This window comes from Cedecea sp. B1(4), from assembly GCF_059414925.1.
In genome coordinates this window covers 66,659-76,949 of sequence record NZ_JCAHMZ010000014.1, presented here as the reverse complement: position 1 = coordinate 76,949, position 10,291 = coordinate 66,659, and the positions used below count along the sequence as shown (strand labels likewise).

General features: G+C 57.6%; 9 protein-coding genes. 5 read left to right on the top strand and 4 right to left on the bottom strand.

From position 1 onward, the window contains the following. Positions 1 to 10: 10 nt before the first annotated feature. The 3 genes from ACR6JA_RS21175 to ACR6JA_RS21165 all read left to right on the top strand — a co-directional run bounded on the left by ACR6JA_RS21175 (position 11) and on the right by ACR6JA_RS21165 (position 2,898). Positions 11 to 1,132, top strand: a complete 1,122-nt coding sequence (locus ACR6JA_RS21175; protein ID WP_494494369.1) for a ribosomal protein uL16 3-hydroxylase — start codon at positions 11 to 13, stop codon at positions 1,130 to 1,132. A gap of 795 nt (positions 1,133 to 1,927) precedes the next feature. Beyond that, complete coding sequence (locus ACR6JA_RS21170) at positions 1,928 to 2,683, top strand: MerR family transcriptional regulator (RefSeq protein ID WP_494494419.1); 756 nt, start codon at positions 1,928 to 1,930, stop codon at positions 2,681 to 2,683. Between the two features lie 122 nt (positions 2,684 to 2,805). After that, positions 2,806 to 2,898, top strand: a complete 93-nt coding sequence (locus ACR6JA_RS21165; protein WP_409335219.1) for a hypothetical protein — start codon at positions 2,806 to 2,808, stop codon at positions 2,896 to 2,898. On the opposite strand, the gene ACR6JA_RS21160 is transcribed toward ACR6JA_RS21165, so the two are convergent. From ACR6JA_RS21160 to osmF, 4 genes are all read right to left on the bottom strand, one after another. Then, positions 2,879 to 3,610: an ABC transporter permease gene (locus ACR6JA_RS21160; protein ID WP_008455618.1), complete on the bottom strand. Its 732-nt coding sequence runs from the start codon at positions 3,608 to 3,610 to the stop codon at positions 2,879 to 2,881. The genes ACR6JA_RS21165 and ACR6JA_RS21160 overlap by 20 nt on opposite strands. Next, positions 3,594 to 4,541 carry an ABC transporter ATP-binding protein gene (locus tag ACR6JA_RS21155; protein ID WP_213716028.1) on the bottom strand — a complete coding sequence of 316 codons (948 nt, stop codon included), beginning with the start codon at positions 4,539 to 4,541 and terminating at the stop codon, positions 3,594 to 3,596. The genes ACR6JA_RS21160 and ACR6JA_RS21155 overlap by 17 nt, the downstream gene beginning before the upstream one ends. Further along, positions 4,541 to 5,692 (bottom strand): ABC transporter permease, encoded by a 1,152-nt coding sequence (locus tag ACR6JA_RS21150; RefSeq protein WP_494494420.1) that lies wholly within the window; start codon positions 5,690 to 5,692, stop codon positions 4,541 to 4,543. Before ACR6JA_RS21150 ends, ACR6JA_RS21155 begins: the two co-directional genes overlap by 1 nt. 118 nt (positions 5,693 to 5,810) lie before the next feature. Then, a complete protein-coding gene (gene osmF / locus ACR6JA_RS21145) occupies positions 5,811 to 6,722 on the bottom strand; it encodes a glycine betaine ABC transporter substrate-binding protein OsmF (protein ID WP_166875639.1) in 912 nt (303 codons plus the stop codon). A gap of 260 nt (positions 6,723 to 6,982) precedes the next feature. On the opposite strand from osmF, the gene ACR6JA_RS21140 reads away from it, so the two are divergent. After that, positions 6,983 to 8,401: a glutamine synthetase family protein gene (locus ACR6JA_RS21140; protein WP_494494421.1), complete on the top strand. Its 1,419-nt coding sequence runs from the start codon at positions 6,983 to 6,985 to the stop codon at positions 8,399 to 8,401. Positions 8,402 to 8,443: 42 nt separating this feature from the next. Beyond that, positions 8,444 to 9,865: an alpha,alpha-trehalose-phosphate synthase (UDP-forming) gene (locus tag ACR6JA_RS21135; protein ID WP_494494422.1), complete on the top strand. Its 1,422-nt coding sequence runs from the start codon at positions 8,444 to 8,446 to the stop codon at positions 9,863 to 9,865. The last annotated feature ends 426 nt before the right edge of the window (positions 9,866 to 10,291 follow it).

Here is a 10,291-nt window from a genome sequence, read left to right as displayed (position 1 = left end):
GTAAATAACCGTGGATTATCAACTTAATTTCAACTGGCCAGAGTTTATGGAAACGTACTGGCAGAAAAAGCCGGTAGTGCTCAAAAACGCGCTGCCTAATTTTGTCGACCCTATAACGCCCGACGAACTTGCCGGCCTTGCAATGGAAAATGAAGTCGACAGCAGGCTGGTCAGTTTTAAAGAGGGGAAATGGCACGCCAGCAATGGCCCCTTTGAACACTTTGATAATCTCGGCGAGACCGGCTGGTCGCTGCTGGCCCAGGCCGTTAATCACTGGCACGAACCCGCCGCCGCGCTGGTGCGCCCTTTCCGCGTTTTGCCGGACTGGCGGCTGGACGATTTGATGATTTCGTTTTCCGTACCGGGCGGCGGCGTTGGCCCGCATATCGACAACTATGACGTGTTTATTATTCAGGGTATGGGCAGCCGCCGCTGGCGCGTGGGCGATAAGCTGCCGCTGAAGCAGTTTTGCCCGCACCCAGCGCTGCTGCACGTTGAGCCGTTCACGCCGATCATCGATGAAGATTTAGCCCCCGGCGATATCCTCTACATTCCGCCAGGCTTCCCGCACGACGGCTTTACCCATGAAACGGCGCTGAACTATTCGGTTGGCTTCCGCGGACCAAACAGCCGAGACTTAATCAGCAGCTTTGCCGATTACGTGCTGGAAAATGACCTCGGCGGCGATCACTACAGCGACCCGGATCTCACCTGCCGCGTAAACCCTGGCAAAGTAGAAAACTACGAGCTGGAACGCCTGCGCGGCATGATGACGGCGTTGATTAGCCAGCCGGAAGCGTTCAACCAGTGGTTCGGCAGCTTTGTGACCACGCCGCGGCACGAGCTGGATATTGCTTCTGCAGAGCCGCCTTACGAGCCCGAAGAAGTGGCTGCCGCGCTGGCTGGTGGAGAAGAGCTTATTCGTCTGAGCGGGCTGCGGGTCTTACAGGTTGGCGAGGGTTTCTTCGTCAACAGCGAACCGCTGGACGTCAGTCATCACGCAGCCGCCGTCGCCATGTGCCGCTATACCCGGCTGACCAAAGCTGAGCTGGATGCCGCCGTGGAGGATGACGAATTTATCCGCCAGCTGACGGCGCTGATTAACCAGGGGTATTGGTACTTCGAAGATTAAGTTTGCCCGTCTGAAACCTGGTCGCTCAAGGCCGGGTTTTACGAGAGTATCTGTCACTTAGTCACAAATACGTTCTATGAAGGAACGGCTCAAGTTCCGTTCACCCTAAGATCTGTTTCCCCTGTACGTCCAGAGCACGGTGAACGTGTCCGGGGGATAACGCCATCCCCCGAACAGCCCCGGCGCCCGGCGAGCTCATCGCCGCTGAAGCGGTAAACCCACCGGCTATCACCCAAACATTCGGGGTCGTTCGCGATTCGTTCCCGACGATCGCTCTCTTTCGCTGTTCCCGACAGCTCAACCCCGCCTGAGTTGGGTCATAGCCGGGGGCGATGAGAGCCGGGAACAAGAGCTTGGCTGTAGGACTTGAAGCAACAATGACTTTCAGAATGGCTGTGGGCTAACAGCGAGGCACGGTTCCGGCTTAAATCGCCTCCGTTTTCTCTCCGACTGGCCAGGGTCCGGCCGTCGGGAACGGCCGGAGGTTGAGAGCGTCGGGAACGCATCTCAGCCGACCCAGGACTGGGAGATAAAACGGAGGTTTGCCGCTCACGCGGTCGATTTATTTCGCCGGGAGTCCGGGGTCTCGGGGGAATGACGGTGATTCCCCTGAGACGTTCACTGACTCTGTGATGACATATAAAACAGGGCTGGAAGTGAACGGTACTTGAGCCGATCCTTCATAGAATGTATTTGTGGCTAAGTAATGCAGAACAACTCCCGCCATAAGAAGCCAAACTCACCAGAACTTACTACAGTTAGTAAGGGCCTCCCCTTAAGGTATCAGGTAACGTTATGGCGCTTTATTCCATCGGAGAAGTGGCTGCGCTTTGCAATATTAATCCGGTAACCCTCCGGGCCTGGCAGCGGCGTTACGGGTTGCTCAAACCTAAACGAAGCGACGGCGGGCATCGTCTGTTTGATTCCGCCGACATCGAGCGGATTCGCGAGATCCAAACCTGGATCGAGCAAGGCGTGCAGGTCAGCAAAGTCAAAGGCCTACTCAGCGGTGAAAACCGGGAAAAAGAACACGCCTGGGGAGAGCGGCAGGAAACGCTGCTCCGCCATCTGCAAAGCGGCAACCCCAACCTGCTCCGCGCCTGGATAGCCGACATTGGGCGTATCTACCCGGCGCACACGCTGGTGCAACATCTCTATCTTCCGCTGCGTCGCCGCCTTTACGGGCAGCAAATTGCACTGTGCGCGCTGCTTAGCCTGCTGGATGGCGCTCTGATCAACTATATTGCGATGTGTATTGCCACCGCGCGCAAGCAGAATGGCAGAGATGCTTTAGTCGTGGGCTGGAACGTGCAGGACACAACGCGGCTGTGGATGGCGGCGTGGATTGCCAGCCAGCAAGGTTGGCGGGTCGACGTGCTGGCTAATTCGCTGAGCAGCCTGAAACCTGAGATTTTTGACCGGCAAACGCTGCTGGTCTGGTGCGGTGACTGCCCCAGAGAACGGCAAATAGACCAAATTGAATCGTGGCGCAGCGCAGGGCTGCCGGTGTTTGCACTGGGCAATATCGAACGCAGACCGCCCACGGACTGACGGCAATAAAGAGGGAAAATGGCCTTTTTCCCTCCTCATCACAATCAAAGGTTCATTAACAACCCCGCTTCCCTTTATAATCGCTTCGTTAACAAACGGAGCAACGGATGAAACTGTCAAAAATGGCCCTTGTGGGCGGAATGCTGGTTATGGCGATCGGCGGTATTGGCGGCGTGATGCTGGTCGGCTACATCGTTATTTTGCATGGCGCGTGACGTAACTTTCCAGGCGCTCAAACAGGCGGTCAGTAACAATTGCCGCCAGCGCCACCAACACCGCGCCCTGAATCACATAGGCGGTATTAAAGCCGCTTAGCCCGATAATAATCGGTGACCCGAGCGTGTTAGCACCCACGGTAGACGCGATCGTCGCGGTGCCGATATTAATAATCACCGACGTCCTGATACCCGCCAGAATGACCGGCGCGGCGAGCGGCAACTCCACTTTCCGCAGCATTTGCCCGCGGCTCATACCGATGCCAAGCGCAATCTCGCGCGCGGATTCAGGCACCGCCCCAATCCCCGCCAGCGTCCCCTGTAAAATCGGCAGCAGCCCGTAAATCACCAGCGCGATGATCGCCGGCTCTTGCCCGAACCCCATCACCGGCACCGCCACGGCTAAGACGGCCACCGGAGGAAAAGTTTGCCCGGCGGCGGTAATGGTCTCCACCAGCGAACGAAACTCCTCCCCCGCCGGACGCGTGACCAGAATCCCCAACCCCACGCCAATCACCACCGCAACCACGCTGGAGATGCCCACCAGCGTTAAGTGCGCCAGCGCCAGAGAGACAAAGCTGTCCTGCTGGTACATCGGCCTGGTCAGCTGCGGGAACAGCCAGCTAAACAGCCCGCTGGTGTAGGGCAGCAGCACCAGGAGCGCAGCAAAAAACGCGATAAGCCACAGCAAAGGATCACGCAGCAGGCGCATGTTCTCTCCTCCTGACCAGGTCGCTAAAGTGCAGCACACCGCAGGGCTGATTCTGGGCATCCACCACCGGCAATTTTTCGCACTGGCGGTCGATAAACAGCGAGAGCGCTTCGCGCAGCGTCATGTCTGCCCGGATAGGTTCGCCTTCCAGACGTTCATCGGCGCGAATGCTGTCCGCGACATGGCGCAGTGAAAGCAGCCGAACGCCAAGCTCGCTGCGGCCAAAGAAATCACGGACAAAATCGTTGGCCGGGTTGGTCAGCAGCTCCAGCGGCGTTCCCTGTTGGATAATTTTGCCGCCGTCCATCAGCACGATGTTGTCGGCAAGCGTTAAGGCCTCGTCAATGTCGTGCGTCACCAGCACAATGGTGCGCCCCAGCAACTGATGAATGCGGATCATCTCCTGCTGCAGCGTCGCGCGGGTGACCGGGTCCAGCGCACCAAAAGGCTCGTCCATCAGCAGCACTTCCGGGTCGGCCGCCAGCGCACGGGCCACGCCCACGCGCTGCTGCTGCCCGCCGGAAAGCTGGTGCGGATAGCGGTCGCGGAACTGCGCGGCGTCCAGGCCTAACAGCTCCAGCAGCTCGTCAATACGTTCGGCAACTCTCGCCTTCGGCCACTTCAGCAGCTCAGGCACCGTGGCGATGTTCTGCGCCACCGTCCAGTGCGGGAACAGGCCGATGGACTGGATGGCGTAGCCCATGCGACGGCGAAGCACTTTCGGGTCAAAGCTGCGGATTTCTTCCCCGGCAAAGCGAATACGCCCTTCGTCATGCTCTACCAGGCGGTTGATCATCTTCAGCGTGGTGGACTTGCCTGAGCCGGAGGTGCCAATCAGCACGGTGAATTGCCCTTCACGGATGTTCAGCGTCAAATCACTGACCGCCGCTTCGCCGTGGAAGTATTTGCTGACGCGATCGAACTCGATCATTATTTTGCCTCCAGCAGAGAAATAAACAGCTTAAACAGCGCATCGACGATCACCGCCAGGGCGATAACCGGCATCACGCCAAGCAGAACCAGATCCAGCGCGCTGCTCAACAGCCCCTGGAAAATAATCGAGCCAAATCCACCTGCGCCAATCAGCGCGGCGATAACCGCCATGCCGATCGTCTGCACGCAGACCACACGCAGGCTGCGGAGCAGTACCGGCAACGCCAGCGGCACTTCCGCTCGCCAGAAAATTTGCGCCCGCGACATGCCCATGCCCAATGCGCTTTCCACGATGTTGCGCGGCACCTGCTGCAAACCCGCCACCACGCCACGCACCAGCGGCAAGAGCGCATAGAGCACCAGCGCAATCAGCGCAGGCGCGACGCCAATCCCGCTCACGCCAATTTTCCCCAGCCACGGCAGCCAGGCGGCAAGACCCGCTAGCGGCGCAATAAGCAGGCCAAACAGCGCCACGGAAGGCACCGTCTGGATCACGTTGAGCAGAGAAAACACGCCGGATTGCCAGGCCGGGCGGCGATAGCAAAGGAGCCCCAGCGGGACGCCAATCAGCAGCGCCGGAGCCAGCGTACCGGCCAGCAGGGCCAGGTGGCGGCTCAGGGCATCGTCAAACACGTCCTGGCGGTTGACGTACTCCTTCATTAGCGAAAGATCGCTGAAGTAGCCGGTTGCCAGCAGCGCGACGGGGACGACCCAGACCTGGATATTCAGCAAGAGCCGCCACAAGGGGCTGGCCGTGAGTCTGTTAGCCGCATCGGCGCAAAGCAGCAGGCAAACCGCCAGCATCAGCCACAGCCCGCTGCCGGGGGAAGTACGCGCGAGGGAACTGCCTTCCAGGGCAAGCTGGCTAGCGGTGTGCCCCAGCAGTAATAACAGGCCGATAAACAGCAGCTCGCCGGTGGCAATAATCACCAGCTGAGTGAGGGCGCGGGCGGGGGCCAGCGTCAGGCCAGCCAGCATCAGAAAAGGAATCGCCAGCCAGTAATACAGCGTGCCGGGCAACTGGGTGATGCCCAGCGGCTCGCCGGAAACCAGGCGGTTAGGCGCGTTGTTGATGATCGGGAGTAACATCAAGGCGGCAGCCAGCAGTAACACCAGCAGCAGCAGTACCCTGTTATGAATTTTTAGCAAACGTCATTCCAGCAGATTGATGACAAACAGCCGAAAAACGGCGTTTTCGACTGTTTGAGGCAGACCAAATAACGACGTGCATTTCGGGCTTTGAAGCACAATGCACGCCGCCAGCAGGCTATTTAACAAAGCCTTTTTGCTTTAAATAATCAGCGGCCACTTTTTTGGCATCCTGACCTTCCACGGCAATCTTCGCATTCAGCTGCTGCAGCGTTTTCTGGTCGAGGGAAGTAAAGACCGGTTTCAGCCAGTCGCCAATTTGCGGGTACTCTTTCAGCACGGCCTCACGCACTACGGCGGTTGGCGCAGAAACGGCCTGCACGCCTTTCGGATCGGTGAGCGTTTCCAGGCCCAGGGCCGCAACCGGGCCATCGGTGCCGTAGGCCATCGCGGCATTAACGCCGGAGGTTTGCTGTGCCGCTGCTTTAATGGTTACTGCGGTGTCGCCCCCGGCCAGGGAAAGCAGCTGGCTTTGTTCCAGCTTAAAGCCGTAGGCTTTTTCGAAGGCCGGCAGCGCGTCGGAGCGCTCGATAAACTCGGCGGAAGCCGCCAGCTTAAAGGTGCCGCCCTTTTTCAGGTATTCGCTGAGATCGGCCAGGGAAACCAGATGGTTTTTCTCCGCCAGATCTTTACGTACCGCGATGGTGTAAGTGTTGTTGGCCGGGGCCGGCGTCAGCCAGACCAGATGATTTTTATCGTAATCCAGTTGCTTAACTTTTTCATAGCCCTTCTGGGCATCTTTCCAGGCCGGATCGTTTTCTGTTTTGAAGAAGAACGCGCCGTTGCCTGTGTATTCCGGGTAAATATCCAGCTCACCGGAGGTAATCGCCCCGCGCACAACCGGGGTGGTGCCGAGCTGGACTTTATTCACGGTTTTTACATCGTGGCTTTCCAGCACCTGCAAAATAATATTGCCGAGCAAAGAGCCTTCGGTGTCAATTTTAGAGCCGACTTTCACCGGTTCCGCCGCCTGCGCGCCTGTTGCCAACATCACTAACCCTGCCAAACCCCAACGTGTTGATATGTTCATAGTTATTCCTCGTTGTTCTTTACTTAAAAATCATGCAGTAAACAAAGAATAGCCGAGTTTGAATCAGCTGGGGAAAGCACTAAGCGGTATATGATATGCGAACTCGTTTGGACAGGCGGACAGCCGCAGGTACCGGGCTAAATCCCCACACTTATTGCCATTTATACTTTTTTTACCCACCGCCTGGGCTTTTTTACCCTCTTTTTATACGCCAGTGAATATGCTCTTTTCGTCGCCGAGAGGCTTAGAAAAAGACCGCCATGAACTCACTCATTCACCACTCACTCGTTAAAAACATTTTTACGCTTTTCGCTTTTCCGCAGGCCTCATCCAATGAAGAATCCGTCGGCCAGTCAGTGCGGCAAAAGCCAGCGGCAGAGCGAGCTAAAGAGTTTGCCGAAGAGGTACAGCGCTACCTGCAGCGTCACCCCGACACAAAGCACGTTGATATTTACCTCAATGACGTCAACGGGGCTTTTCGCGGCAAGCGCATCGCGGTAGACAGCCTGCTGTCGCTCTCTGCCGGCTGCTATTTCCCGCAGTCCGTTTACGCGATGGATCACGAGGGTAAACCGTTTAGTCAGGCATCAGCCAGCGTGGAATACGACGAGCCCGACGGGCTTTGCCTGCCAGTGGCGGGTACGCTGCGGCCCTGCGCCCACGACCCGAAGCACAACGCGCAGCTGCTGTTAACCATGAAGCAGAGCGACGGCAGCGGCTACGCGCTGGAACCCAGAGTGGTGCTGGAAAATGTCCTGCAGAAGTTTCATTACCACGGCCTGTACCCGGTCGCCGCGCCGGAAATAGAGTTTTACCTGGTCAGCAAAGCCCAGCAGGACGTGCCGGCCCAGGGCTGCTTTTATATGCCCGTCCCTTCCGATTACACCGCTTTTATTGAAGCGCTGGAGCAGGCCGCCGCCGATCAAAAGCTGCCGCTGAGCGGTATCGTCTGCGAAGCGGAAGCCGGGCAGTTTGAGCTGAACCTGAAGCATGGCAAAGAGATCGTCGGCGTGTGCGAAAGCGTGCTGGCGCTACGCCGCCTGACCAGCATCGTGGCCGATAAGTTTGGCTATCAGGCCAACTTTATGGCGAAGCCGTTTTCGCACCTGGCCGGAAATGGCCTGCATTTTCATATCAGCCTGAACGACCGTAAAGGCGACAATGTTTTTGCCTCCCCGGCAGAAAACCTGAACGAAATGACCCAGCTCTGCCTGGCGGGGATGCTGCAAACAATGCCCGCCGCCGTGGCCATTATTGCCCCGCACGTCAACTCTTTCAGGCGGCTGCGCAAAAACCTTACCGAGCCGCTGTTCAGTTCCTGGGGCTACAACAAGCGCAGCGCCGCCTTGCGCATCCCCTGCTCCGACGATGGCAACCGCCGCATTGAGTACCGCCTCGCCGGGGCCGACGTGAACCCGTATCTGGCGATGGCCGCCATTCTGACCGGCATGCTTTACGGCCTGGAAAATATCGACAGCGATACCCTGAAAAATTCGGCGCTGTTTGCCCCTGAGCTGCCGCTGTTCCAGCACGTCGCAATCGATGAATTTCAGCAAAGTCATTACATGACCGAAAGCCTGGGGGAAGCGTTCTCCCGCCAGTGGGTGACCCACAAGCTGTCGGAACTGGCGTGGTTTGAAACTATCGTGACCCAGGAAGAAGCGGTGCTGTCCCGCTAACGCCCGTGTGCTCTCAATCTGAATGCTAACCTGAGGTGATGTATGTCTCGTCTTATTATGCTGTCTAATCGTTGCGAACCGGAACGCGGGCAGCGCGGCGATCCTCTGCTTCCGGTACTGCATGCCGTTCTGAAGAAACATTCGGGCCTGTGGTTTGGCTGGAACGGGGAAATAGCCGCAGGGAATAAGCAGAGAAAAGAGCGTTTTTTCAGTCAGTCGGGCTACCAGCAATACAGCTGGGCGCTGACCCCCAACGAATACGACAACTTTTACCAGGGCTATATTCATCAGGTGCTGTGGCCGGTTTTCCACAATCGCCCGGATTTGATCCACTATAAAAAAGAGTATTTCACCACCTGGAAAAACTATAACCATGACGTGAAAGCTCGGGTGGCCGCCAAAATCGAGCCTGGCGACCTCGTCTGGGTGCAGGACTACCATCTGTTGTTCACCGGCAAGATGCTCAAAGAGGATGGCTATACCAACCGCTGCGGCTTCTTCCTGCATCAGCCCTTCCCGCCAGGCGATGTGCTGCGTTCGGTGCCTGAACACGACAGCCTGATGCAGGCGCTGTTCAGCTACGATCTGCTCGGCTTTCAGTCGAGCGGAGATGTGAATAATTTCCTCGCCTATGCGCTGCGGTTTTACCGCGTGGAGCGGCTGGCGGATAATCTTATTCAGATCAACGGGCACATTATCCGGCTGGGGATTTTCCCCTGCGGCGTGGATAAAACCCTACCGCCGCTTTCGCACACCAACGCCGAAGCGGTGCGGAACTACCCTCGCCAGATTGTGATCAGCAACGACACGATCAGCGATATCAGCGGCGTGCACTGCCACCTGAATACGATGGAAACGTTTCTAAGTTCGCACCCGGAGTACCTGCGTGACGTCAGCCTGTTGCAAATTTCTGACGCTTCAAGGGGCTATTCGTGGTCGGCGCGGGATCTCTGCGACCAGCTGGAACACCAGTGCGCAGAAATTAACGCTCGCTTTGGGGATGCGACCTGGTACCCCATCAACTATATTCGCAACCATCTTTGCCATTCAGATTTGATTCACGCGTTTTACCGTAACGCCCACGTGGCGATGTTCACCCCACTTTCTGAGGGGATGAGCCTGGAGGCGAAAGCTTTTGTTCTCGCGCAGGATGCCGAAGACCCCGGCGTACTGATGCTGTCGGCCCTCACCGGCACGGCGGAACAGCTGACGGATGCGGTGTTGATCAATCCCTACGATGCCAACGAAGCAAGCCATGCGCTTTATTCCGCGCTGACGATGCCGCTGCACGAGCGGAAACGCCGCCACCAGCAGCTGCTGGCCAAAGTGGAAAGGTACGACAGCCAGTGGTGGGCCAGAGCTTTTATTGATTCGCTCAGCGCTGCGCCTGCTCCAGCACCTGCAACAGTGATTCCTTTACGCACTTCCCACCACGGGATTTTTACGCCGCAGAATTTGTATTGATGGTTTCCGGTCAGGCTTATGGCAGCAAATACCCGTGATTATGCAGGGTCGGCTAAGGTCCCGTTCACTTCCAGTTCGGTTTGATATGCCATCACAGAGACGGTGAACGGCTCGGGGGAGCCACCGTCACTCCCCCGAGACCCCGGACTCCCGGCCAAATAAATCGACCGCGTGAGCGGCAAACCTCCGTTTTATCTCCCAGTCCTGGGTCGGCTGAGATGCGTTCCCGACGCTCTCAACCTCCGGCCGTTCCCGACGGCCGGACCCTGGCCAGTCGGAGAGAAAACGAAGGCGATTTAAGCCGGAACCGTGCCTCGCTTTATACCCGCAGCCACACGGAACGTTAACGTTGCTTCAGGTCTCAAAGCCACGCCCTTGTTCCCGGCTCTCAGCGCCCCCGGTTATGACCCAACTCAGGCGGGGTTG

Bases quoted from the DNA above. Each gene is read 5' to 3' on its own strand.
- ACR6JA_RS21170 (WP_494494419.1), top strand. From the start codon at position 1,928: ATGGCGCTTTATTCCATCGGAGAAGTGGCTGCGCTTTGCAATATTAAT.
- osmF (WP_166875639.1), bottom strand. From the start codon at position 6,722: ATGAACATATCAACACGTTGGGGTTTGGCAGGGTTAGTGATGTTGGCA.
- ACR6JA_RS21135 (WP_494494422.1), top strand. From the start codon at position 8,444: ATGTCTCGTCTTATTATGCTGTCTAATCGTTGCGAACCGGAACGCGGG.
- ACR6JA_RS21155 (WP_213716028.1), bottom strand. From the start codon at position 4,541: ATGATCGAGTTCGATCGCGTCAGCAAATACTTCCACGGCGAAGCGGCG.
- ACR6JA_RS21160 (WP_008455618.1), bottom strand. From the start codon at position 3,610: ATGCGCCTGCTGCGTGATCCTTTGCTGTGGCTTATCGCGTTTTTTGCT.
- ACR6JA_RS21165 (WP_409335219.1), top strand. From the start codon at position 2,806: ATGGCCCTTGTGGGCGGAATGCTGGTTATGGCGATCGGCGGTATTGGC.
- ACR6JA_RS21140 (WP_494494421.1), top strand. From the start codon at position 6,983: ATGAACTCACTCATTCACCACTCACTCGTTAAAAACATTTTTACGCTT.